Below are 26470 nucleotides of genomic sequence, written 5' to 3'. Positions count from 1 at the left end.
AGTAAATATTATATGCTTTATTTTACAATATGGAAATCAGCCTCTCCACATCCTCATTCTCTGTTGCCCAGCTTGTACAAAATCTTATAACATGCTTTCCGTTTTGAAGAGTCTCCATAAATCCGAAGCCTATATCCTTTGATAATCTATCTCTTGTAGTATCGTCAACTACAATAAACTGTTGATTAGTAGGGGAGTCTATATAAAGCTCATACTCATTCTCAATCAAAGCCTTCTTTATCTTCATGGCGGCATCTACGCCTTTTTTTCCAAGTTTTTTGTACAAATCATTACTGAACAATGTATCAAACTGTATTCCAAGTAGCCTTCCCTTTGCCAATACAGCTCCAAAGAGCTTCATATTGGTAAAGAAATATTTACTGAGCTCTTTATTTGTAAATACTATTGCCTCACCTATCAGAGCACCACATTTTGTACCACCAATATAAAATACATCACATAATCTTGCAATATCTTCCAAACCTGTATCACATTCGTTGCTTCCAATTGCGTATGCAAGTCGTGCTCCATCTAAAAAAAGAGGAATACTGTATTCATTACAAATAGATCTTATCTCTTCTATTTCCTTCTTTGAGTACAAAGTTCCATACTCTGTAGGCTGTGATATATAGACCATACCCGGATATACCATATGCTCATGATTTACATCTGCATAAAAGTCAACACAAAATTTCTTTATATCATCTGCCGCCAGCTTACCATTCTTTGACATTAGACCAAAAACCTTATGTCCGGTGTTTTCTATGGCTCCCGCTTCATGTACTGATATATGTCCGGTATCTGCTGCAATTACACCCTCATAGTTTTTTAAAATACTTCCGATAACTATTTTATTTGCCTGAGTACCACCACTCACAAAGAAAATTTCGGCATCAGTATTTATAGCTTCCTTTATCTTTTCTTTTGCAGACAGACAAAACTCATCACTTCCATATCCCGTCTGCTTGGATAGATTACTTTCCTGTATTTTGTCTAAAATCTCAGGTGTTGCACCCTCGCTATAATCATTTATAAAATATAACATATTTCCTCTTAGTATTTTAATCCAACAAAAAGTCTGACATTACCATGTTGCTGAGATCAAGTCCCTTTTCGGTAAGCCTTAGATATGGAGAATTATATTCCATAAGCTTTAACATACTATTTTTCTTTATCTGTCTGTCAAATACCTCAAACATATCCATACCAAATTTCTCGTTAAACTCATGTACGGATACACCTCTTGTAAGTCTGAGACCTAGGAACATAAATTCCTCCATATTTGCATTAATGTCAAGTTCTTCCAGATCACAATAAAGAGGGGTAATATCTTTCTTCATATTTATGCTCATATATTTTTTATAATTTGATTCTACATGGAAGCGTCTGTTCATCAAATAACTTGAAGCACCTACTCCAAGTCCAAGATAAGAAACTCCTGTCCAATATCCTATATTATGTCTACACTCTCTTCCGGGCTTTGCATAATTGCTTATTTCATATCGCTCATATCCATGCTCTCTTAAAATATTTTTTGTAAGAACATACATTTCTCTGTCGATATTTTCATCCGGCAGTAGTAAACTTCCTTCCTCACCTCCATACTTGTCAAAGAAAGGAGTATCCGGCTCTATTATAAGTGAATACGCACTTATATGCTCAGGCTTTAGGGAACATACTCTTTTTAATGTAGTCTTATAGCTGTCAATAGTCTGCTTTGGCAAACCACTTATCAAGTCTATATTGATATTTGTAAAACCATACTCTCTTGCAAGCTGATAACTCTGTAAAAAATCCTTATATGTATGTATTCTTCCAAGCTCATTTAGTTCTTCCTCAATACTGCTTTGTAAGCCGAAGCTTATTCTATTAATTCCCGCCTTCTTTATATGCATTATCTTGCTTTTTGACAATGTACCCGGATTACATTCTATGGAAATTTCCGCATCTGTTGCCACTGTAAAGCTTTCACGAATAGCATTCATTATTTCCAATATCCAAATTCCACTAAGTGTAGTTGGAGTACCACCTCCTATAAAAATTGTACTCACCAAATAATCACTGTAGTTTGGTCCCTGTGCTCTTATCTCTTCTATAATTTGAGCAGTATATGCTCTCTTTTCGCTGTCATCAGCTTTAAATGATAAAAAATCACAGTAATTACATTTTTCTTCACAAAACGGTATATGCACATATAATTCTAACTTTTTCTTAGACATATTTTATCAATCCTCATCTAACTTAAGTACACTCATAAATGCCTTCTGAGGGATTTCAACATTACCTATCTGTCTCATTCTCTTCTTTCCCTCTTTTTGCTTTTCCAAAAGTTTTCTCTTTCTTGAGATATCTCCTCCATAGCACTTTGCCAATACATCTTTTCTCATCGCCTTTACTGTCTCTCTTGCAATGACCTTTGAACCCACTGCTGCCTGTATAGGAATTTCAAATAGATGTCTTGGTATCTCCTCTTTAAGTTTCTCACACATCTTTCTGCCTCTTTCATAAGCAGAGTCGGCATGTACTATAAAAGATAGTGCATCCACTTCTTCTTTATTTATCAAAATATCCAGCTTTACAAGTTTTGACGGTACATATCCCTTTAAGTCATAATCCAGTGATGCATATCCTCTTGATCTTGACTTTAGTGCATCAAAGAAATCATATATTATTTCATTAAGTGGCAAGTCATATCTCAAGATAGCACGGTTCTCTTCGATATATTCCATGCCAAGATAGATACCTCTTCTCTCCTGACAAAGGTTCATAATAGATCCTACAAATTCCTTTGTAAGCATTATCTCCGCTGAAACTATAGGTTCCTCCATGTGCTCTATTTCTGAAGGATCTGGCAGATTTGATGGATTTGTCAGTTGTATTTCTTCACCATTAGTCTTAAATACTTTATATACAACTCCAGGTGCAGTAGTAACCAAATCAAGATTATATTCTCTCTCAAGTCTTTCCTGTATTACTTCCAAATGCAATAGTCCAAGAAAACCACATCTAAATCCAAATCCAAGTGCAAGTGAAGTCTCCGGCTCAAAGAAAAGTGAAGCATCATTTAACTGTAGCTTTTCAAGTGCTTCTCTTAGGTCATTGTACTTTGCACCATCTGCCGGATAAAGTCCGCAATAAACCATGGAGGTTACCTTCTTATATCCCGGCAATGCCTCCTTACATGGATTGTTATTTAATGTAATTGTATCACCAACTCTGGTATCCTTTACATTCTTTATACTTGCTGTGATATAGCCTACCATACCGGCTGAAAGCTCATCGCATGGAATAAACTGGCCTGCACCAAAATACCCTACTTCAACAACTTCTGCCACAGCTCCTGTTGCCATCATTCTTATAGGATCACCTTTTTTTACACTGCCCTCTTTAATTCTTACAAAAACTATTACGCCCTTGTATGAATCATATATTGAATCAAAAATAAGTGCCTGTAAAGGAGCACTAGAATCTCCCACCGGTGCCGGAATTTTTGCAACTATAGCTTCCAGTACATCCTCAATATTTAGTCCCATTTTTGCGGAGATCTTAGGTGCATCATGTGCCTCTATTCCTATGATGTCTTCTATTTCAGTAGCTACCAGATCCGGATCTGCACTTGGCAGATCTACCTTATTTATAACCGGAAACACTTCCAAGTCATGGTCAAGTGCCATATATACATTTGCAAGAGTCTGTGCCTCTATTCCCTGTGCCGCATCTACTACAAGTATTGCACCGTCACATGCAGCCAGAGATCTTGAAACCTCATAGTTAAAATCCACATGTCCCGGTGTGTCTATAAGATTAAATATATATTCATTTCCATCATTTGCCTTATATACAGTTCTCACTGCCTGGCTCTTTATGGTAATACCTCTTTCTCTCTCCAGTTCCATGTTATCAAGAACCTGAGACTGCATCTCCCTACTTGTCAAGAGTCCTGTCTTTTCTATAATTCTGTCCGCAAGTGTAGACTTGCCATGATCTATATGTGCTATAATACAAAAATTTCTAATTTTACTTTGATCAACAATCATCTTTTCATCCTATCATAAAACCTTGAATAATAATGCTTATAATACCATTTTTTCCGTATTCTTACAATAATAGGGAAAAATGAACTCATTACATACTCTTCATTATATTCATATATAACTTACATGATTCAAACAGCTGTGAAAGTTTCACATATTCATTTTCTCTATGTACTACTGATAAATCTCCCGGACCTATTATCACCGGTATAAGTTCATTTTTTATAAGCATACTTGCATCTGTAGAGCCTGTAAAAGTATCAAATTCCAGATTTATTCCTATCTTTTTTAGAGATGATACTATGTTTTTTATTAATTCGTCTTCCTTTGTGGTATACCATGATGTCCTCATATCTGCTATCTCATAGGTAGCATCAAAATGAGGATTTTCAGCTTTTATTTCATCTATAAGCTCATCCAACTTTTCCCATATATGTTCAGGCTTATGTCCTACCTGTAGTCTGGCATCCACTGTAAACACACATCTGTCAGGTACTACCTGTGGCTCCACACCTGCATTTATAGCCAATGTTCTCCAGAAGGTATCAGGATACTCTTTAAATTCAGTGTTCTTTATCTTTTCTATAAGCTTTATCGCAAGGTATATGGCATTTTCGCCTACACCCTTTTGTGAACCGTGAGCAGTCATGCCATGCACACAGACATCAGCCCATGTTCTACCCTTTTGACGATTACATATCTTCATATCGGTAGGCTCGCATACAATAAGGTACTTTGCATTATCAAACACCTTATTTTGATATAATGCCTTTGATCCCTTCATAAAGTTTTCTTCATCTATGGTAGCCACAATTACTATATCTCTTTCGGGAATAATATTGTTTCTCTTCAAAAGTATCATAGAATATATAGCACTCATTAGTCCACTTTTCATATCGGCACTTCCTCTGCCATATAATTTTCCGTCCTTTATAGTGGATTTAAATGGCGGTGTATTCCATCTTTTTATCTCATCGTCTGAAACCGGAACAACATCCATATGGCCGGTAAACACAATTGCATCCTTATTTATTTTTCCGTTAAGCTTTGCAATAATATCATATCTTCCGTCCTCCACCGGTACTGTAAAATAATCTATAGCATTTTCCTTTAATAAGCTTTCCACATACTCACACATAGGCTTTTCATTACCTTTTGGATTTGTACTCGGTATGTCCACCGCTTTTGAAAATATGTCTACCAGTTCTTCTTCATCTATCAAATCAAAAATACTTTCCATAGTCTTAATTTATTCCTTTAATTCATCAATATTCTTATTATACAGATTAAAATATATTCCCTCTTTATTCATCAGCTCTTCATGTGTACCTGACTCTTCTATACCATTTTCTGTAAGCACTAAGATTTTGCTTGCATTTCTTATAGTTGAAAGTCTATGTGCTATTGTGATTGTAGTTCTGCCCTTACTTAATATTTCAAGTGACTGCTGTACTATGGCTTCAGAATTATTATCAAGTGCTGAAGTTGCCTCATCAAGTATAAGTATCGGTGGATTTTTTAAGAATACTCTTGCTATACTTATTCTCTGCTTTTGTCCACCTGAAAGCTTTGTACCACGCTCTCCTATATATGTATCAAACTTATCCAGAAGCTCCATAATAAAATCATAGGCACCTGCCATCTTGGTGGCTCTCTCTACATCCTCAAAGCTTGCATCCTTCTTTCCGTAAACTATATTTTCATATATAGTTCCTGAGAACAGATACACTTCCTGTTGCACAATACCTATATTATCTCTCAATGACTTTTGCTTGAAATCCCTTATATCAGTGCTGTCTATAAGTATTGCACCTTCACTAACCTCATAAAATCTCGGTATAAGATTATATATGGTTGTTTTACCTACACCTGAAGAACCTACAATAGCGATATTCTCACCTTTATTTATGCTAAAGCTAATGTCATCAAGTACCTTTGTATCACTGTCAGGATATGCAAAGCTTACATTTCTAAACTCTATATCACCGTGTACATTGGTTAAATCCCTCGCATTTTCCTTATCAACTATATCGTTCTTTACATCCATTATCTCAATGAATCTTTCAATACCTGTCATTCCCCTTTGGAACTGCTCCATATAGTCAACCATTTTCTTTACTGTATTTAAAAGCATATTTATATAAAGTGTGTAAAGAAACATATCACCTGCATTTATTTTCCCGACCTTCATATAGTAACTTCCAAGTACTATAACTGTCAGATACATAATTCCGTCAAATATTCTGTATACCACCTGAAAATTTGACATATGCTTATAGAACTCTTTTTTTATATCCAAAAATCTCAAGTTCTCTTTATGGAACTTCTTTACTTCAAGTTCTTCATTCGCAAATGATTTTACAACCTTTGCACCCAGAATATTGTTTTCAATACCTGAATTGATCTCGCCGACATGATTTCTTTGTGCCTTTTGTGCCTTTCTCATATGGTTATTTGTGGAAGACATAAAGAACACCATTATCGGTATCATAATAAATATGGTAAGTGTAAGAGTTATATTTATATTTATCAGTATTACAAATGAAACTACAAGTTTTACGAGTGCTATAAAAAACTCTTCCGGACAGTGATGTGCAAACTCTGTAACATCAAACAAGTCTGTAGTAATTCTTGATAATATCTGACCTGATTTATTTGTATTATAGTAGGAATAAGGGAGTTGCTGTATATGAGAAAAAATATCATATCTCATATCCGTTTCTATCTGCGCCCCCATTACATGACCTATATTTTGCATATAGTAGTTTGCTATAGTATCTACTACTCTGAGTAAAACAAATATTACTCCAAGTGTCAGTATAAGTTTTACCGTAAGCAGCCCTATATCCTGCCTTGCTGTATTTGTCAGGTATCTAAGTATTATAGGCAGTACCAAATCACACATTGTAGAAAACCCTGCACATATCAAATCCAATATAAGTGTGGGATAGTACTTACTATAGTATGGTAAAAATCTTTTAAACAAATATGTATTTGTATAAGTTTTCGTCATAAAAATCTCCTTCTTTTATTTGTATTTATATAAGTGAAATACACTCTAATGTTTTCACAATATTTTTAGTATAACACCTTTTAGAATAAGAAAGTACAATAATTTTGTAGTGAAATATTTTATACAATATCAAATAATCTAAACTTTGATATCGAAAATGTATTTTATATAATTCATATACAACTTGACAAATATATATATATATATAATGGTATTATGATTTTTTCTTAATTTTTGTTTAACTAAGGAGGAGATATGAGTAATAACAAAATGACAACATGTAGGACCTGCGGTAAGGAAATGGCAAAAGCTGCAAAAGTTTGCCCAAATTGTGGTGCAAAAAACAAAAAACCGTTTTTTACAAAGCCTTGGTTTATTGCAATTGTAGTAGTATTTATTATAGGTGCCATTGCATCAGGTGGCAAATCCGGATCAACCAATACAAATAAAGTAGCTAATAAAGCAAATTCTGATGCTTCAGAAGTTAAAGATACTGTTGCTGAAAGTAATGCTCCTACAGTAGAATATACATCTTACACTGTAGATGATTTAATGGCTCAACTGGAAGGCAATGCTTTAAAAGCGAGCAATGACCATAAGGGTGAGAATGTTCGTATAACCGGTAAATTAGGCGTTATTGACAGTTCAGGAAAGTATATAACACTTTATCCAGATACAGACTTTGCTATTATAGGCGTTCAATGCTACATAAAAAATGACGATACAAAAGCTAAGGTAGCAGAATTATCAAAAGATTCACTAGTTACACTTACAGGAAAGATTACAGATGTAGGTGAAATACTTGGTTATAGTTTGAATATTGACAATATAGAATAATTATCATATAAAAAGAGACCTATGTGGTCTCTTTTTATATATCAGATCATTTTTCACTATACTGAGATCCGCACTGTATTATTTCAATACTATTTTCGAATATTCTAAATACAATTCTATTTTTCTCATCAATACGAACACTCCAGTATCCGGCAAGGTTTCCACTAAGTGGTTCCGGATTTCCGGTACATTCATATCCATTTATATCAATATATACTAACAATATATGAAAATTCCTTATTACTTAGGATCTCCATTCTTATCCCCTACAACCCAGTAATCACATATTTCACCACCTGATGCCAAGGTGCTTTCTCTATGTAGAACTCCTTTTCCTTTCTCAAACATAAGATGGTCAATATCACAGCATAGAGGCAGTAGATCAAGATAACCCTTATCTCTTGCAAACTTTTCCATAGGGCATCTTGTAAAGTGATAATAAAAACCGTCTCTGTGAAGCTCTTCATCGAAATTAAAATCCCATGTTTTATCTCTATACTCAGGATGTGCATCCGCCCATTCAGCCATTTTATGCATTCTATCGTCAAATTTTTTCATATCCTTAGGATCGTTTAGATCAAATCTGCTTATTGCTTTGCTAATTAATTTATTGTTTAAAAATTCAACAATTACTTCCTTAAACTCATCCACACTGAAACCACCGGCTCTACATACAGCCATAAATACATAACCGGAATATATATTCCCTGCCATAGGATTGTTTGAGCCAATATCTTCAGTGCTCTCAATCATCTGCTTGTATAACTCTCGTCCCTTTTTTAGACTTTCTTCAGTCTTATTCTTTCCAAACTTTTCAATCATCGGCTTTTTTAAGAATAAACTCATTAAACTAAAATACATACCCTTATATTTCATTAAAATCACCCCCTGAAATTTTTATGAGTTGAGTCTTGTCTTTTAAGTAAAGTCATAATCTAAAACTTAACGCTTGTAAGTTAGCACTCACTAACTTCTATTATTCTATCATTTTTATCCATTTTTTTCTATAATTAGATTATTTATATATTCTCTCAAACTCTATTATTTGATTGTTCTTCTGCATGCCAAATATTAATACTATTATTAAAGGGGATGTCACACAAACAGCCCCTATCATACTTATTCATTTTTATTTATATACTTTTTAAAATCTTCAACACTCATATCTGCCCTTAGTGCCGCTTCATAAACACTTAATACTCCATCATTTACCAGCGATATAAGAATATTTATAATGCCTTCCTGCCTTCCTTCCATTCTTCCCTTTTCTATTCCTCTAGCCTCTACTCTATCCAATACTTCACACATATTGATGTTCTCCTTTCCCTTCAAATCGTTTATAGTTTCTTCAAATCTGTTATCTCCTGTCATTGCCGACATTAGTGTTAAAAGTTCTTCCACATGCTCAATAGTAGTTTCATCAGCTATATAATCTCTGTTTACCCGCATCTGATAGAGGTAATCAGCCAGTATCCTAAAATCACTTTTAAATAAGTCTATCTTTTCTCTATCCAGATATGCTATTTCAAATAAGTTTATCTTAAAGTCATTCACATATGGCTTGATATCTTCATCTATATCCAACACTTCGAAAAGTGTTTTGGGATAGTTCCATCTCTTTTCATATCCCAGATACAGCACCAATGTAATCACAGGATACTTTGCCTTGTCACTGTTTTCTTTCCTGCTTTGCTTTACATACTCCGCACCGTCATATCCAAATACTCTAAGTGGCATCAGTTTATTTGCTACTGTCTGATTTTCAAGTCCGAACAATGCTACATTGATTTTGCTTTTACGCCAGTACTTTGCAATATCCCTTTCCTGAGATCTGACTCTGCCGTCAATCTTTAGCATACTCATTGGCAATGCATCTGTAAGCGTAGATTCATCTACTACATTTCTTCCATCAAATAAAAGTACATTTAAAATATCCGCAAATACATCATTATACTTTTCAAGCACTTTTTGAGTTATATCCTTACCTTGCATATCTCCTCCTTATTATACCAAAAAAATTTAATATTGGATTATTCTTTGAACTTTTGAAACTTAGAATTTTTAGAATTTCGAACAAAATCTAATGCTTTGATTTTACGATATATATGTCTAAAATACAATAAGAAACTTTTTAAGATTCACTAAATATAACTTGATAAATATTCCACACTTTTCGACCTAGGAATAAAATATATTTTATTATGGAATAGATAAACATACCAAGTAGCCTTACTATATGCAAAGGGGCTGTCACACAAACAGCCCCTATCATACTTATTCATTTTTATCAATTTTTATTTATATACTTTTTAAAATCTTCAACACTCATATCTGCCCTAGACGCAGCTTCATAAACACTTAATATTCCATCATTTACCAGCGATATAAGAATATTTATAATACCTTCCTGCCTTCCTTTTTCTATTCCTTGTTCAATACCTTTTTTTATTCCTCTAGCCTCTACTCTATCCAATACTTCACACATATTGACATTCTCCTTTCCCTTCAATTCGTTTATAGTTTCTTCAAATCTATTATCTCCTGTCATTGCCGACATTAGTGTTAAAAGTTCTTCCACATGCTCAATAGTAGTTTCATCAGCTATATAGTCTCTGTTTACCCGCATCTGATAGAGGTAATCAGCCAGTATCCTAAAATCACTTTTAAATAAGTCTATCTTTTCTCTATCCAGATATGCTATTTCAAATAAGTTTATCTTAAAGTCATTCACATATGGCTTGATATCTTCATCTATATCCAACACTTCGAAAAGTGTTTTGGGATAGTTCCATCTCTTTTCATATCCCAGATACAGCACCAATGTAATCACAGGATACTTTGCCTTGTCACTGTTTTCTTTCCTGCTTTGCTTTACATACTCCGCACCGTCATATCCAAATACTCTAAGTGGCATCAGTTTATTTGCTACTGTCTGATTTTCAAGTCCGAACAATGCTACATTGATTTTGCTTTTACGCCAGTACTTTGCAATATCCCTTTCCTGAGATCTGACTCTTCCATCTATCTTTAGCATACTCATTGGCAATGCATCTGTAAGCGTAGATTCATCTACTACATTTCTTCCATCAAATAAAAGTACATTTAAAATATCCGCAAATACATCATTATACTTTTCAAGCACTTTTTGAGTTATATCCTTACCTTGCATATCTCCTCCTTATTATACCAAAAAAATTTAATATTGGATTATTCTTTGAACTTTTGAAACTTAGAATTTTTAGAATTTCGAACAAAATCTAATGCTTTGATTTTACGATATATATGTCTAAAATACAATAAGAAACTTTTTAAGATTCACTAAATATAACTTGATAAATATTCCACACTTTTCGACCTAGGAATAAAATATATTTTATTATGGAATAGATAAACATACCAAGTAGCCTTACTATATGCAAAGGGGCTGTCACACAAACAGCCCCTATCATACTTATTCATTTTTATCAATTTTTATTTATATACTTTTTAAAATCTTCAACACTCATATCTGCCCTAGACGCAGCTTCATAAACACTTAATATTCCATCATTTACCAGCGATATAAGAATATTTATAATACCTTCCTGCCTTCCTTCCATTCTTCCCTTTTCTATTCCTTGCTCTATACCCTTTTCTATTCCTCTAGCCTCTACTCTATCCAATACTTCACACATATTGATGTTCTCCTTTCCCTTCAATTCGTTTATAGTTTCTTCAAATCTATTATCTCCTGTCATTGCCGACATTAGTGTTAAAAGTTCTTCCACATGCTCAATAGTAGTTTCATCAGCTATATAATCTCTATTTACCCTCATCTGATAGAGGTAGTCAGCCAATATCCTAAAATCACTTTTAAATAAGTCTATCTTTTCTCTATCCAGATATGCTATCTCAAATAAGTTTATCTTAAAGTCATTCACATATGGCTTGATATCTTCATCTATATCCAAAACTTCGAAAAGAGTTTTGGGATAGTTCCATCTCTTTTCATATCCCAGATACAGCACCAATGTAATCACAGGATACTTTGCCTTGTCACTGTTTTCTTTTCTGCTTTGCTTTACATACTCTGCACCGTCATATCCAAAAACTCTAAGCGGCATCAGTCTATCCGCTATCGTCTGATTTTCAAGTCCGAATAATGTTACTTTAATTTTACTTTTACGCCAGTACTTTGCTATATCCCTTTCCTGTGATCTGACTCTGCCGTCAATCTTTAACATACTCATCGGCAATGCATCTATAAGTGCAGATTCTTCTACCACATTTCTTCCATCAAATAAAAGTACATTTAAAATATCCGCAAATACATCATTATACTTTTCAAGCACTTTTTGAGTTATATCCTTATCTTGCATATCTCCTCCTTATTATACCAAAAAAATTTAATATTGGATTATTTTTTGAACTTTTGAAACTTAGAATTTTTAGAATTTCGAACTAAATCTAATGCTTTGATTTTACGATATATATGTCTAAAATACAATAAGAAACTTTTTAAGATTCACTAAATATAGCCTAAAAATCTTCCACACTTTTCACCTTAGGAATAAAATATATTTTATTATGGAATAGATAAACATACCAAGTAGATTTACTATATGCAAAGGGGCTGTCACACAAACAGCCCCTATCATACTTATTCATTTTTATCAATTTTTATTTATATACTTTTTAAAATCTTCAACACTCATATCTGCCCTAGACGCAGCTTCATAAACACTTAATATTCCATCATTTACCAGCGATATAAGAATATTTATAATACCTTCCTGCCTTCCTTTTTCTATTCCTTGTTCAATACCTTTTTTTATTCCTCTAGCCTCTACTCTATCCAATACTTCACACATATTGACATTCTCCTTTCCCTTCAATTCGTTTATAGTTTCTTCAAATCTATTATCTCCTGTCATTGCCGACATTAGTGTTAAAAGTTCTTCCACATGCTCAATAGTAGTTTCATCAGCTATATAGTCTCTGTTTACCCGCATCTGATAGAGGTAATCAGCCAGTATCCTAAAATCACTTTTAAATAAGTCTATCTTTTCTCTGTCCATATATGCTATTTCAAATAAGTTTATCTTAAAGTCATTCACATATGGCTTGATATCTTCATCTATATCCAAAACTTCGAAAAGAGTTTTGGGATAGTTCCATCTCTTTTCATATCCCAGATACAGCACCAATGTAATCACAGGATACTTTGCCTTATCACTGTTTTCTTTCCTGCTTTGCTTTACATACTCCGCACCGTCATATCCAAATACTCTAAGTGGCATCAGTTTATTTGCTACTGTCTGATTTTCAAGTCCGAACAATGCTACATTGATTTTGCTTTTACGCCAGTACTTTGCTATATCTCTTTCCTGAGATCTGACTCTGCCGTCAATCTTTAACATACTCATCGGCAATGCACCTATAAGTGCAGATTCTTCTACCACATTTCTTCCATCAAATAAAAGTACATTTAAAATATCCGCAAATACATCATTATACTTTTCAAGCACTTTTTGAGTTATATCCTTATCTTGCATATCTCCTCCTTATTATACCAAAAGAATTTAATATTGGATTATTATTTGAACTTTTTGAAACTTAGAATTTTTAGAATTTCGAACTAAATCTAATATTTTAATCTTACGATATATATGTCTAAAATACAATAAGAAACTTTTTAAGATTCACTAAATATAGCCTAAAAATCTTCCACACTTTTCACCTTAGGAATAAAATATATTTGATTATGGAATGGATAAACATACCAAGTAGATTTACTATATGCAAAGGGGCTGCCACACAAACAGCCCCAATCATACTTATTCATTTTTATCAATTTTTATTTATATACTTTTTAAAATCTTCAACACTCATATCTGCCCTAGACGCAGCTTCATAAACACTTAATATTCCATCATTTACCAGCGATATAAGAATATTTATAATACCTTCCTGCCTTCCTTCCATTCTTCCCTTTTCTATTCCTTGCTCTATACCCTTTTCTATTCCTCTAGCCTCTACTCTATCCAATACTTCACACATATTGATGTTCTCCTTTCCCTTCAATTCGTTTATAGTTTCTTCAAATCTATTATCTCCTGTCATTGCCGACATTAGTGTTAAAAGTTCTTCCACATGCTCAATAGTAGTTTCATCAGCTATATAATCTCTATTTACCCTCATCTGATAGAGGTAGTCAGCCAATATCCTAAAATCACTTTTAAATAAGTCTATCTTTTCTCTATCCAGATATGCTATCTCAAATAAGTTTATCTTAAAGTCATTCACATATGGCTTGATATCTTCATCTATATCCAAAACTTCGAAAAGTGTTTTGGGATAGTTCCATCTCTTTTCATATCCCAGATACAGCACCAATGTAATCACAGGATACTTTGCTTTATCACTGTTTTCTTTCCTGCTTTGCTTTACATACTCCGTGCCGTCATATCCAAATACTCTAAGCGGCATCAGTTTATTTGCTACTGTCTGATTTTCAAGTCCGAACAATGCTACATTGATTTTGCTTTTACGCCAATACTTTGCTATATCCCTTTCCTGAGATCTGACTCTACCATCAATCTTTAACATACTCATTGGCAGTGCATCTGTAAGTGTAGATTCTTCTACTACATTTCTTCCATCAAATAAAAGTACATTTAAAATATCCGCAAATACATCATTGTACTTTTCAAGCACTTTTTGAGTTATATCCTTATCTTGCATATCTCCTCCTTATTATACCAAAAAAATTCACTGTTGGATTATTTTTTGAAACTTAGAATTTTAGAACTTTAGAAATAAAACCATATAAGATACTTTAATTCTAATCTATATATCTTCAAAATACAATATCAATCTTATTATTGTGCTTACTAAACTTTTTTCAGTATTCTTACAATATTGAAATATAACTTGCTGAAGTGTAAATGTTAATTCAACTTAAAAAAGTAAAATTATGTAAGTTGCATTTAGTGTTACAAAAGCAAAGAAATATAGCATTTATACTACTATAAAGATGCAATAAGTGTTACAATATAAGTGTTATATGGAGCTATTTAGGTGCATATAAGTCATTTTTTGAATGACAATTAAGCGGACTTTAGTCGAATTTTTTTGAGTGTAGGACTAATTTCCACTTGTAAGATACCATTATGAGACACCCTGACAGCTACCTATAATTAGAGTTATCTATTTTTCAGAAGATAGGGTTTTAAAATAATCCTATCTTTTTCAATTTCTCTGATACCAAATGTCATCAGCTTTTCATAGAGATCATGGTACATGAAGGATGCCACCTCTAAAGGACTCTTGCCACCAAATTTTTCAACAGGTGCAGAATTTATATGGCTTATAACAAGATTAAGAGAATGTTGATCCGTTAAACCAATAGATCTCAAATCTGTTTGTTTTGGAAGGATATAGCGTAGTTGAATGTGATTGTTTTCAAGAGAACCTTTCTGCCCTGATTGCATAGGATCACAATAGAATACCCTAGTGCGTGTGGAGCCATCCATATCTGTTTCCATATCCTTTGCTGCATAAAATTCACAACCTCTATCAGTTAGTAAAACATTTACATATTTTCTAAATACATCTTTGCCAAGAATAGTCTCTAATGTATTTACTCCATCTTTCATAGCAGAGGATGTTTTTTCAGTTTGATAGAGTGCGAATAAGATGCCTGATGGAATAAATTTGAAAGTCTGAATAAATGGTCCAGTGGTTTCGTCGTTATAGACTGTATCCATTTGAGTTATAAGAGTATTCGGATTGTCATCAATGTATATCTTATAATCATTATATGTACGTCCAATCAGATGTTTATTATCTGCTCTTTTTTTAAATTTCTTTGATTTCTTTTTTGAAGGTTTTCTTGAGACTTGTCGTCTAAGGTCAAGGACAGTTATACCGGCTATCTCATGAAACACATCACCTTCTATGTAGTTGTACAGTGTTTTCTCAGATATACCAAGTTCAGGATGTGAAGCAAGTATCTGATATGGAGATAGCCCTTGTTTAAGTAGAGGAGCTATAGTATTGGCTAGATCTTTAGCCTGCTTTGCGGTTAGATTCACACCCTGCCTAGAGTCTACTAGTGTATATCTATAATCTAACCAAGCATCTTGTGGGGAATAGTCATACTTATCGAAGCGACAATGCCTCCGATTACTACAGCCATTGCAGGCACCGGGAGAGCGGTCACGCCTCTTGCAGTAGAATGGAGAAAAAAGTATACATTCAGTAGTACATTTACGTCCAAAAGGGCATTTCTTGTAGTTATTACATTCAAGAGGCATACTACATCTGTGAGTCAACTTACGATGCAACTTAATTTCCTTACAAACAGTAGACTTGTTTTTACCTATAGTTTTAGCGATAGCAGTTTTAGTGGAACCATTAGTTATGCCGGCGAGTATAATGTGTCTATCTTCGAGTGTTAAGTGATAAAAAGAATTTAAAGATTTTATATTAATACCTACCTTTCTGGTAGCTGTCTTACATAAAATGTACTACTAAATGCAACTATTGTAAAAGTTGAAATATGTGTAAGACTAAATGCAACTTTAATATAGGGATAGTGGAAATAAACTTTTCACCCTAGGTGAAATATAACTTTTGTAAAGGTAACTTGACATAAATTATAAAATCATTTATACTTAATGTAAAGGTAGCTTGACATTAAAGAGGTAGTGTATTTGAAGAATAACTTAGATAAATTAAGAAAGCTCAAAAGTTTAACCCAAGAAGAATTCGCAAAAGAATTAAAAGTATCAAGGCAGACTGTCAGTGCAATAGAAAACGGCAAATATAATCCGTCTTTGGATTTAGCTTTTGAAATAGCTCTATATTTCAACAAGACAATAGAAGAAATATTCATATATGAAAAGGAGGAAAACCATGAAAAAAAGTAATATAATTTATGGACTGACTTGTATTATATTATCCGGAATATCGTTATATATATCTATTAATTTTGATGCTACTAAAATCTCTGGAGTATTTTACGGACTCACAGGTGCTTTAGTAGCCAGCGGCATTGTCAATATAGCTCAGTATTTTTATTGGAAAAGGCATAATGAAAAATATGAGAAAAAATTAGAAATTGAAAGAATAGAACAACAAGATGAATTAAAACAAAAGCTTAGGGATAAATCAGGAAGATATGCATATTTGATTTGTATGTCTATCACTGCTCTATCTATCATGGCATATTCTTTACTTGGAGTTTTAAACATCATGAATACAGAGTATATCGTGATATATTTATCAATATACTTGATTAGCCAATTATTTATCGGAATAATAGTATTTAATCACTTATTGAGAAAGTATAATTGATAAAATATTAATCATAAAAAAGACAGCTCTCGCTGTCTTTTTTATATCCCCTTGTCATTTAGGATCTTTATTCTTATCCCCTACAACCCAGTAATCACATATCTCACCACCTGTTGCCAAAGTACTTTTTCTGTGTAGAACGCCTTTCCCTTTTTCAAACATAAGATGGTCAATATCACAACATAGAGGCAGTAGATCAAGATAACCCTTATCTCTTGCGAACTTTTCCATAGGGCATCTTGTAAAGTGATAATAAAAACCGTCTCTGTGAAGCTCTTCATCGAAATTAAAATCCCATGTTTTATCTCTATACTCAGGATGTGCATCCGCCCATTCAGCCATTTTATGCATTCTATCGTCAAATTTTTTCATATCCTTAGGATTGTTTAGATCAAATCTGCTTATTGCTTTGCTAATTAATCTATTGTTTAAAAATTCAACAATTACTTCCTTAAACTCATCCACACTGAAACCACCGGCTCTACATACAGCCATAAATACATAACCGGAATATATATTCCCTGCCATAGGATTGTTTGAACCGATATCTTCAGCACTCTCAATCATCTGCTTGTATAACTCTCGTCCATTTTTTAGACTTTCTTCAGTCTTATTCTTTCCAAACTTTTCAATCATCGGCTTTTTTAAGAATAAACTCATTAAACTAAAATACATATCCTTATATTTCATTAAAATCACCCCCTGAAATTTTTTATGAACTGAGTTTTGACTTTTTAAGTAAAGTCACGACCTAAGACTTAACACTTGTAAGTTAGTGTATGCCAACTGCTATCATTTTTATCCATCTTTTTCTATAATTAGATTATTTATATATGCTCTCAGAATATATTATCCGTTACAGTTCAGTTACCATATATCTTGAGACTTTTAATTTTACAATCCTTGTAGTGATTAACTCTTTCGTAAAAACGAGACTCAGATTAAGCAGCCTGGGACTTGTTTAAGTGCAGTTCGCTGCTCCCCAAGCGAACAAACGAGTTTTTACAGACTGCGTAAAATACTGCGAAGTTTTAAGAAAGAGTTGCGATTAGAATTGTAAAACAAAAGTTCTAAAGTGGCTACCTGAACTGTAACATTCTCTATGATGACCTTGATATTTTTTCATATAAAAAAGTTGCAATTTTCTTGCCCATATTAAACCCATCAAGAAATCTCTTCTGTATTTAAAAAATCAATCTCCATTTCACCTTATACGGATATTCCTTCACTATACTAAAATCATCTTAGCTTCACCTCTATAGCCCCAAGTTTTGAAGTTTCATATATAATACATCCATTCTCTTTCAAAGTATCTATTGTCTCCGGACTTGGATGACCATAGTGATTATTTTTACCACAGGATATAATTGCATAATCGGGACTTGTATTTTCTATAAATGCTTTTAGTGAAGAGTTTTTTGAACCATGATGAGCCACTTTTAATATATCAATCTTACCTATATCAAAGTATTTTAGTATACTTTCTTCGCTAACTTTTCCGATATCACCTGTAAATAATAGCCTCTTTCCTCCAACCTCTATTACAAAGGTCTGACTTTGTTCATTCACATCTTCCTTATCAGACTTATCCGGCCAAAGACAATCTATCTTTAGATGACCTTTTTTAAGACAATCTCCCATACTCAGATATCTGATATTGCTACCTGCTACTACTGCCTTTTGCTTTAGCTCATCATAGGAGTCATCTCTCATTGCCTGATATGGAAGATATATATTTTCGATTCTGATATCACTCTCAAGTAAATAAAGTATTCCACTTATGTGGTCAATGTCGGAATGTGTGACAAATGCCATCTCAATATCATCCACTCCCTTATATAAGAGAAAAGGCTCCATAGTATATTCACCTAAAGACTGCCTGGATGTACTGCCACCATCTATTAATATGTCCATATCATCAATATGCATATAGATACCGTCTCCTTGACCGACATCCAAATAAACTACGCTTTCGGTTCTAAAAAATGGAAAAAGTATAAGTACCGCAGGCAGAGTAAATAATAGAATAATTCTTCTTCTCTTTATAATTGTCAGAGCAATAACAGCTACTAGAACCATATAATAAATAAGAATTTGTAAAAATTTCGGTCTGCCAAATACAATGCTGTGACAAGCTAGATACCTTGTAATACTGCAAAGATAATCATAAAATCTTAGAATAATTATCGCAGGCAAACTGATATATTTATATAAAAATATATTTATAATATTTAGAAAAATAGAAAACAGGGCAGAATACAAAACAAAACTCATAAGAGGTATAACTATTATATTCAGTAGAAAGGCATATATTGGAAATGTATAAAAATAATATAGGGTTATAGGTAATGTCAAAAGCTGAACTCCAATACTGACCACAAAAATCTTAAATAACTTCTCTCCATAATTATTATTCTTATCCTTTTCTTTAGGCTTAAATTTTTTTATAATAAATGCTACCGGTCCACCCAGGCTTAGCACTGCACCAAAAGATAGTTGAAAACTTAACCCAAAAAGTTCAAATGGTGAGATCAAACAAATAATTACCGCACTGATGCTAAGTGCTGATAAAAGGCAATAGCTTCTACCTACTACCTCTGCAATAAAATAAAGTATCAGCATAGTACCTGCTCTCACAATGCTTACACTATCTCCCACTATAAGTCCATAAAATATTAAAAAACCTCCTGCAATACAGGCAGAACATAGAAAGCTTCTTTGTAATATCTTCCTTAAAAGCTTATACAAACCTATACCGATTAAAGATACATGCAAACCGGAAATAGCCAGCAGATGTGCTATACCATTTTTTTGATATGTTTTATATACATTTTTATCAAGTTCTCCCCTCATACCTATTACAATAGCCTTTACAATTCCTGCCGTACTGCCCACAAAGATCTCATCTATTTTATGGCTGATATAATATCTGACTTCAAAGAAAAACTGACCTATAATATCATAGCTTTTATCCGCAATCATATAATCCTTTACTGTCATTCTACAATAGATACCCTTAGTCATATAATAGCTTTTTGCATCAAATTCACCCGGATTTGTAGCGGAGTCTATTGCTTCTATCTTTCCTTTAAATATAACCTTATTTCCGATAAAAATATCATTATGAAATTCTTCTTTATTCAAATAATATATCATTCCTTCAGATATGATAATCACCTTATCATCTTTAAAATCTATATTTTTTATTCTTCTACAAATATAGGTATTCTCACCATTTGCAGTATTCTCTATGAATATATTCATATTTTGGATTTCATACTTGATTCTAAAAGCAAAGATACTAAAGAATACAAAGAATATAAGAAAGTATATTTTTTTAATTTTAAATCGAATGATTTTTTTGAATACTAATATAAAACAGACCACAGCCGGAGTGATAATCACCACCGGCTGGTATATACCACAATAATACCCCAAAAGCTCTCCAAGCACACAGGCAATTACTATAAGTATACATGGTCTTTTCATTTAATTTTCCTCTTTAAGATAATCCAGATTTCTTTCTACAGAAATCCCCAAAGAAATGGTGTTGTATTTTTTATCTGATTTTCCATTTATAAGTATTTGTACTCTACTGATACTTGGCAATTCTGAAAGTGAATCTACAATTGAATATATAGTAATACTATCTTGAACATCAGGCAATGTGTTCAAAAATCCTTCATCAAAGTTCACATAGCAAATACCTTCATTCATAGTGACACTTACCACCTTGGTATCACTTGGTATGGTAGCCTTAAGACCTGTACTACTCGGTCCCTTCATAAGCTCATCCACTATAAGCCTCTCCATAGATGTATTCAAATCATAAAACACATCTCTTGATTCTGTTACCAGCTTAGTACCGGATTCATCTGCAAAATAAAGTAAGAGTGTAGCCTTTTCAAAACTGTTTATATTAGAGACACTGTTTATAAAATTGTTGGAACTTATAAGACCGACATTTTCACCCAATGCATTTACTAGAGGTTGATCACCTGAACGAATACTTATATATTCTATACTCTCTATCTGAGTCAGAGTCTTTGCCAAAGCTGCCCTTGCAAGTACCTCCCTACTTACATCCATATTCTGGTAATTTGTATCAAAATTTAAATAGAGTATATTCCCATCTATATTAAATCCCTGATAAGTCACCTTATCAGGTAATGCTCCTAAGGCCTCCAAATCATCAGGCACTTTCAAAAACTGTGCTATAAGATCTCCAACAAGTGCTGCAACATCATCTTTTTGATATGTTGATGTATATCTACTTTCAACAAGAGTGTCCATAGCAGTATTTATATAATAAATAAAGTACTCATTTTCAGCAAGAGGCTTTACCTCTTTTTTCTTACAAGCCATAAGTGTTATAGAAAAGAATATCATCAAGAACAACAATAATCGTTTTTTCACTTTTTATCCCTCCTTTTCACATGATTTAGAGGAATTCTGACTGTAAACATAGTTCCCTCGCCCTCTTTGCTGGAAACCTTTATAATACCGTCATGCATATGTATCACATTTCTTGTAATAGCCAATCCAAGGCCTGTACCACCTGTCTGTCTGGATCTTGCTTTATCAATTCTATAAAATCTCTCAAAAATAAGATCCTGATATTCAGGTGCTATACCGTCTCCTGAGTCTTTTACCTTTATATAAAAGAACTTGTGGTCAGCATCAATACTTACTTTTACATAGCCGCCATCCTTATTATATTTAATAGCATTTTCTATAAGATTGTTTATAGCAAGAGATAACTTAGTCTCATCCACATCAGCATTCACTTCTCTTATTGTTTCAAAGGTCATCTCAATATCTCTCTTTTGTGCAATAGGTCTTAACCTTTTCAAAATTTGCTTTATAAGCTGATTTATATCAACCTGCTCAGTTACAAGCTTTGTAGCCGACTTATCAAGCTTTACTAAAGATAATAAATCATCTATTATCTTGGCTTCTCTATCTATCTCATCAGAGATATCCTGCATAAACTCAGCATACATTTCATTTGGCACATTCTCCATACTCATGAGGGAATCTGCCAATACTCTTATTGATGTGATAGGAGTCTTTAGCTCATGTGATACATTTGCCACAAATTCATCTCTGGACTTATCTGCTGCCTGAAGTTTTGCTAATGTAGCATTGATATTTTCCGATATAGACTTTGTAAGCTGATATTCATTATGCTCTATCTTTTGATCAAGCTTTCCATATCCTATACTTGCAATGTCATCTCTTAGATTTGTCAAAGGCTTCAACAGTCGATTTGCTATTATTACAGACAGTACTACAACTATTGCAGTCAAAGTTATATACAGAAACTTCTCTGTATTTCCCACACTCTCAGCCACAGATACAAGATTCTCTGTAGAAGCAATAAACATCAAAACACCATCAATATTTTGATTATCTATGCTTTCATATATAGGAATAGTTTGTAATATATATGATTTTGACTTATTATAAATATTTGTATTACTACCACCAAATGTATCCACTATCTCCGGAGAAATATTTATCTTTCCTAAAGACAGATTAAAAGTATCTTCAATAGTCTTATATGACTTGTCAATGATAACTATTCTACCATTGTAAATTTCTGCAACGGTGTCTATCTCTGACCTAAGCACTTCCCTATCTTCAGTATTTTTTAAAAAGTTACCTCTTGTCAACTTATTGCTGAGCATAAGTCCCTTTGTCTGAATTTCTATTTTTCTGGCATCTATTCTGGAAGAAAAATTTGTACGGCTGACTATTCTTCCATATATAAAGATTGGTAAAATTCCAAACAATAAAAAAACTATTGTTAAGAATATTCTCAAATTTATGGGAGGTAACTTAAATTTAAGCCTTTTCTTTTCCTCATCCATTAGTTGACTTCCTTGCAGCAGCTATAGCCACTGTTCCAGGTCCGATATGTGTTGCTACAGATAATGACAAATTGACAATATCTACCTTACCATAAATAGGCTCTAACTCTGCTGCAAATTCTTTGGCAAAATCCATTGCATCATATTGTGCAATCATCATTCTTGAATCCTTACACATAGGATCATCCATTCTTTCAATCAAATCTTTCTTCAATGCATCAACCATTATTTGCTTAGCCTGTTTAAAGGTCCTCGCCTTACCATATGCATCTATTTTTGACTCATGAATCTGAAGTATAGGCTTTATCTTTAAAAAAGACCCCAGTGCCGCTGCCATTGGTGTTATTCTTCCACCCTTTTTCAAATACTTCAAATCACTTACCATTACATAAATACCTGACTTGCCTGCATCCTCTACAAGTATTTCTTTTATTCTTTGTGGTTGTACTCCATCTTCTAATAAAGCTATTGCATCAAGTCCCGCACTTATTTGTGTAATAGATATCCTCTTATTATCTACTACAAATACCTTTCCATTAAACTCATCCTCATTTGAGAGCATTATTGCAGTATCGCAGGAACCCGAAAGTCCTGATGTCATAGGTATATGTATTATGGAATCATATTCCTGTAAAAGTTCAGTCCACATATTCATTACATCTTCAGGAGAAGGCTGTGAAGTCACTATATCCGCTCCATCCTTTTGTAATCTCAAAAACTCTTCATAAGTTATGTCTTTACCATCCAGATATTCCTTGCCGTCAATCATAAATGGCATTGGCAGAATATACATGCCATATTTTCTTGCCTCTTCTTTTGTTAAACCACTATTACTGTCCAATACAACTGCTGTTCTCATTAGCCTCTATCCTTACCCTTCGCTATTTCATCTATTACATTATTTTTTATCATATCATCTATGATCTTTTCGCCACTCTCTGACTCATTTTCTTCCATCTTTGCATGAAGAACATAAACCGCACATACAAAGGCAAGAATCAAAATAAGTATAAATAATCTAATCATCCAACTACTTCCTTTATTACTCTAAGTGCATTTTTATATGTTATATTCTCAATAAGACTATGTCCAAATCCGGCCTTATCCATTGCTTCAATCAAACTCTTAGTTCCGCTTGCGTCCTTCCATTCCAAAATATCATCAAAACCATCATAGTCTGAACCTAAAGCTACAAACTCACTTCCACCCAAATTTACCATATATTTTAGCATCTCTATAGCATCATCTATATATGCCATTCTTTCTCTGTTTGAAAAATTATTTGACAAGAAATCCGGATAAAAGTTAAGTCCGGATATGCAACCCTTATTTGCCATCTTCTTTATAAGATCATCTGTCAAATTTCTTGGGTGATCACAAACCACTCTTGCATTTGAATGACTGGCAACAAATGGCTTTCTTGCCATATCAATTATATCATAAATTCCTGCATCTGAAAGATGTGAAACATCAACTATCATGCCCATTTCTTCCATCTTTTCTACAACTTCAAATCCAAACGGCTTTAGTCCATTCTCTGTATCAGGAATATATCCTACAAGCTTACCGTCCTTTATTACTCTCTTATTTCCAAAGCCGATAGAATTCTCAAAATTCCAAGTGAGGGTCATCATCCTAACCCCTCTATTATAGAAATGTTCAAGATTATCTATGCTTCCCTCTATTGCCTCACCTTCTTCTATAGTCAAAAAGGCTGAAATCTTTTTATTGCTTATTATATCATCATAACTTTTTACAAAAGAAATATCTGATGAATTTTTCTCTATCTCTACTTCAAATAAATCAATCAACTCATTAACATAATCATAGGGTGATTTTACATCACCTAAATGTGTAAACATTGCAAAACACTGTAGTAATGTATCTGATTTTTTCAGTTTATTTATATCTATCATCAGCCGATTTTCTTTCAGATTCATTCCGGCTTTTCTACCTTTAAATATTTCGCTGATCGTATCACAATGTAAATCTACTATCATACTTCCTCTTTCGATAAATCCTTATGCCACCACTTTCCGGATACAAATCTATATACAAAATTTGATGCCCTAAAGATCCAATCTATGATCATTGCACACCACACACCTATAGCACCTATATGGAAGGTATTTGCTATAAATAACGATGTAGCAAATCTAAATACTGCCATTGAAAAAAGACTGATTCCCATAGTAAATCTTACATCATTTCCTGCCCTCAGTGCATTTGGAAGCACAAAGCTTAAAGGCCATATAAACATAGCTATTCCCATATGTATCCATACCAATACCGAAGTTAATTCCTTTGTTGCATCAGATACATTGTATATGGAAATAAAGAAGTTCTGAAAAGTAAGAATAAATATGGCAGGTATTATAATAACCAGATATCCTACAAACATCAGCTTTTTTACATAATACTTTGCTTCTTTATAATCTCCTGCACCCACGCAGCGACCTATAACAGTAATCATTGCAATACCTATAGCATTGCCCATATTTATACCAAGACCATCCAGATTATTTGCTATAGCATTTGCAGCTATTTCAACCCTACCAAAGTTTGAAATAATTGACACCACTGCCACTCTTCCTACTTGAAAAAGTGAATTTTCGATACCTGAAGGTATTCCTATATAAAGTATCCTTCTCATAAAATCCATATTCAACTTAAAGACTTCTTTCATTCTCAAGTAGACTATGGCTTTCTTATTTTTTGATGCCAATATAGTTATAATAATGGCTGCCACTCCTCTAGATATTACACTTGGTATTGCAACCCCTGCAACTCCCAGCTTTAAAACAAAAATTCCTATAGCATTTCCCACAACATTTATTATATTCATGAGAATGCTTACCATCATAGATGTCTTAGAATCACCTATACTTCTGTATATGGCTGCACCTGAGTTATATATTGCCAACATTGGAAAACTTATCGCAGTTATCATTAAATATTTTTTACAAGCATCAAATACCTCATTGTCAATATTTCCAAATAAGAGGTTTATGATAGGATGTGCAAATAAAATAGCAAATATTGATATGATCACAGAAACCACAAATGCCATAAGTTCAAGCTGTGCTGCCGCCATGCAGGCATCTTCATTTTTCTTTGCCCCTATAAATTGACTTATGACTACCGCACCACCTGTAGCAAGGGCTGCAAGTAGTGCGATAATCACATTGTTAACCATATCAACAAGAGATACTCCTGACACTGCCGCCTCTCCGGCAAAGCTCACCATCATAGTGTCAGACATCCCAACTGTAATAGCCAATAGCTGCTCTATTATCAGTGGAATGATAAGTGTCTTCAAGTCTTTATTTGTAAATAATTTCCCAGTGTATTTTTTATTATCCTGTGACATATGT

At 33.3% G+C, this 26470-nt stretch carries 24 protein-coding genes; 3 read left to right on the top strand and 21 right to left on the bottom strand.

Annotation, left to right across the window (positions count from 1 at the left end; all coding sequences use genetic code 11):
* Window positions 1-22: 22 nt before the first annotated feature.
* The 5 genes from D4A81_RS01270 to D4A81_RS01250 all read right to left on the bottom strand — a co-directional run bounded on the left by D4A81_RS01270 (window position 23) and on the right by D4A81_RS01250 (window position 7047).
* Complete coding sequence (locus tag D4A81_RS01270) at window positions 23-1045, bottom strand: threonine aldolase family protein (RefSeq protein ID WP_111523846.1); 1023 nt, start codon at window positions 1043-1045, stop codon at window positions 23-25.
* A 16-nt stretch (window positions 1046-1061) separates the two neighbouring features.
* The gene (gene hemW, locus D4A81_RS01265) at window positions 1062-2219 is read right to left on the bottom strand and encodes a radical SAM family heme chaperone HemW (protein WP_111523845.1); all 1158 of its coding nucleotides are present in this window, start codon (window positions 2217-2219) and stop codon (window positions 1062-1064) included.
* 6 nt (window positions 2220-2225) lie between these two features.
* Complete coding sequence (lepA, locus tag D4A81_RS01260; protein ID WP_111523844.1) at window positions 2226-4037, bottom strand: translation elongation factor 4; 1812 nt, start codon at window positions 4035-4037, stop codon at window positions 2226-2228.
* 88 nt (window positions 4038-4125) lie between these two features.
* A complete protein-coding gene (locus D4A81_RS01255; protein WP_111523843.1) occupies window positions 4126-5274 on the bottom strand; it encodes a M20 family metallopeptidase in 1149 nt (382 codons plus the stop codon).
* A gap of 9 nt (window positions 5275-5283) precedes the next feature.
* Entirely contained in the window at window positions 5284-7047 is a 1764-nt protein-coding gene (locus D4A81_RS01250; protein ID WP_111523842.1) for an ABC transporter ATP-binding protein, read from the bottom strand.
* Window positions 7048-7302: 255 nt separating this feature from the next.
* On the opposite strand from D4A81_RS01250, the gene D4A81_RS01245 reads away from it, so the two are divergent.
* Window positions 7303-7884, top strand: coding sequence for an OB-fold protein (locus tag D4A81_RS01245; protein WP_111523841.1), 582 nt, complete (start codon window positions 7303-7305; stop codon window positions 7882-7884).
* A 46-nt stretch (window positions 7885-7930) separates the two neighbouring features.
* On the opposite strand, the gene D4A81_RS01240 is transcribed toward D4A81_RS01245, so the two are convergent.
* From D4A81_RS01240 to D4A81_RS01205, 8 genes are all read right to left on the bottom strand, one after another.
* Window positions 7931-8107, bottom strand: coding sequence for a type II toxin-antitoxin system YoeB family toxin (locus D4A81_RS01240; RefSeq protein ID WP_242977536.1), 177 nt, complete (start codon window positions 8105-8107; stop codon window positions 7931-7933).
* Between the two features lie 17 nt (window positions 8108-8124).
* A complete protein-coding gene (locus tag D4A81_RS01235; protein WP_111523839.1) occupies window positions 8125-8760 on the bottom strand; it encodes an L-2-amino-thiazoline-4-carboxylic acid hydrolase in 636 nt (211 codons plus the stop codon).
* Window positions 8761-9003: 243 nt separating this feature from the next.
* On the bottom strand, window positions 9004-9876 hold the full coding sequence (locus D4A81_RS01230; RefSeq protein ID WP_119808232.1) for an Rpn family recombination-promoting nuclease/putative transposase: 873 nt from the start codon (window positions 9874-9876) through the stop codon (window positions 9004-9006).
* Between the two features lie 295 nt (window positions 9877-10171).
* Complete coding sequence (locus tag D4A81_RS01225; protein ID WP_119808230.1) at window positions 10172-11053, bottom strand: Rpn family recombination-promoting nuclease/putative transposase; 882 nt, start codon at window positions 11051-11053, stop codon at window positions 10172-10174.
* Between the two features lie 295 nt (window positions 11054-11348).
* On the bottom strand, window positions 11349-12242 hold the full coding sequence (locus tag D4A81_RS01220) for an Rpn family recombination-promoting nuclease/putative transposase (protein WP_119808228.1): 894 nt from the start codon (window positions 12240-12242) through the stop codon (window positions 11349-11351).
* A gap of 294 nt (window positions 12243-12536) precedes the next feature.
* Window positions 12537-13418, bottom strand: a complete 882-nt coding sequence (locus D4A81_RS01215; RefSeq protein ID WP_119808226.1) for an Rpn family recombination-promoting nuclease/putative transposase — start codon at window positions 13416-13418, stop codon at window positions 12537-12539.
* A 295-nt stretch (window positions 13419-13713) separates the two neighbouring features.
* Entirely contained in the window at window positions 13714-14607 is an 894-nt protein-coding gene (locus D4A81_RS01210; protein ID WP_119808224.1) for an Rpn family recombination-promoting nuclease/putative transposase, read from the bottom strand.
* A 461-nt stretch (window positions 14608-15068) separates the two neighbouring features.
* Window positions 15069-15959, bottom strand: a complete 891-nt coding sequence (locus tag D4A81_RS01205) for a hypothetical protein (RefSeq protein ID WP_243111790.1) — start codon at window positions 15957-15959, stop codon at window positions 15069-15071.
* A gap of 621 nt (window positions 15960-16580) precedes the next feature.
* On the opposite strand from D4A81_RS01205, the gene D4A81_RS01200 reads away from it, so the two are divergent.
* Window positions 16581-16796 carry a helix-turn-helix transcriptional regulator gene (locus D4A81_RS01200; RefSeq protein WP_172621783.1) on the top strand — a complete coding sequence of 72 codons (216 nt, stop codon included), beginning with the start codon at window positions 16581-16583 and terminating at the stop codon, window positions 16794-16796.
* A complete protein-coding gene (locus D4A81_RS01195; RefSeq protein ID WP_111525024.1) occupies window positions 16783-17223 on the top strand; it encodes a hypothetical protein in 441 nt (146 codons plus the stop codon). The genes D4A81_RS01200 and D4A81_RS01195 overlap by 14 nt, the downstream gene beginning before the upstream one ends.
* 54 nt (window positions 17224-17277) lie before the next feature.
* On the opposite strand, the gene D4A81_RS01190 is transcribed toward D4A81_RS01195, so the two are convergent.
* The 8 genes from D4A81_RS01190 to D4A81_RS01155 form a co-directional block, all read right to left on the bottom strand.
* Window positions 17278-17913 carry an L-2-amino-thiazoline-4-carboxylic acid hydrolase gene (locus tag D4A81_RS01190; protein ID WP_111525025.1) on the bottom strand — a complete coding sequence of 212 codons (636 nt, stop codon included), beginning with the start codon at window positions 17911-17913 and terminating at the stop codon, window positions 17278-17280.
* Window positions 17914-18462: 549 nt separating this feature from the next.
* Window positions 18463-20712 carry a DNA internalization-related competence protein ComEC/Rec2 gene (locus D4A81_RS01185; protein ID WP_111525026.1) on the bottom strand — a complete coding sequence of 750 codons (2250 nt, stop codon included), beginning with the start codon at window positions 20710-20712 and terminating at the stop codon, window positions 18463-18465.
* Window positions 20713-21639 (bottom strand): GerMN domain-containing protein, encoded by a 927-nt coding sequence (locus D4A81_RS01180; RefSeq protein ID WP_111525027.1) that lies wholly within the window; start codon window positions 21637-21639, stop codon window positions 20713-20715.
* Window positions 21636-23096 carry a sensor histidine kinase gene (locus tag D4A81_RS01175; protein ID WP_111525028.1) on the bottom strand — a complete coding sequence of 487 codons (1461 nt, stop codon included), beginning with the start codon at window positions 23094-23096 and terminating at the stop codon, window positions 21636-21638. The genes D4A81_RS01180 and D4A81_RS01175 overlap by 4 nt, the downstream gene beginning before the upstream one ends.
* Window positions 23089-23955 (bottom strand): DegV family protein, encoded by an 867-nt coding sequence (locus tag D4A81_RS01170; RefSeq protein ID WP_111525029.1) that lies wholly within the window; start codon window positions 23953-23955, stop codon window positions 23089-23091. The genes D4A81_RS01175 and D4A81_RS01170 overlap by 8 nt, the downstream gene beginning before the upstream one ends.
* Window positions 23955-24122 carry an ErpG protein gene (locus D4A81_RS01165; RefSeq protein ID WP_111525030.1) on the bottom strand — a complete coding sequence of 56 codons (168 nt, stop codon included), beginning with the start codon at window positions 24120-24122 and terminating at the stop codon, window positions 23955-23957. Before D4A81_RS01165 ends, D4A81_RS01170 begins: the two co-directional genes overlap by 1 nt.
* On the bottom strand, window positions 24119-25096 hold the full coding sequence (locus D4A81_RS01160; RefSeq protein WP_111525031.1) for a dipeptidase: 978 nt from the start codon (window positions 25094-25096) through the stop codon (window positions 24119-24121). Before D4A81_RS01160 ends, D4A81_RS01165 begins: the two co-directional genes overlap by 4 nt.
* A complete protein-coding gene (locus tag D4A81_RS01155; RefSeq protein WP_111525032.1) occupies window positions 25093-26466 on the bottom strand; it encodes an MATE family efflux transporter in 1374 nt (457 codons plus the stop codon). The genes D4A81_RS01160 and D4A81_RS01155 overlap by 4 nt, the downstream gene beginning before the upstream one ends.
* Between the last annotated feature and the right edge of the window lie 4 nt (window positions 26467-26470).

Source organism: Lachnoanaerobaculum umeaense (assembly GCF_003589745.1).
GTDB classification, from domain to species: Bacteria; Bacillota; Clostridia; order Lachnospirales; family Lachnospiraceae; genus Lachnoanaerobaculum; species Lachnoanaerobaculum umeaense.
This window is presented reverse-complemented; position numbering and strand designations above follow the sequence as displayed.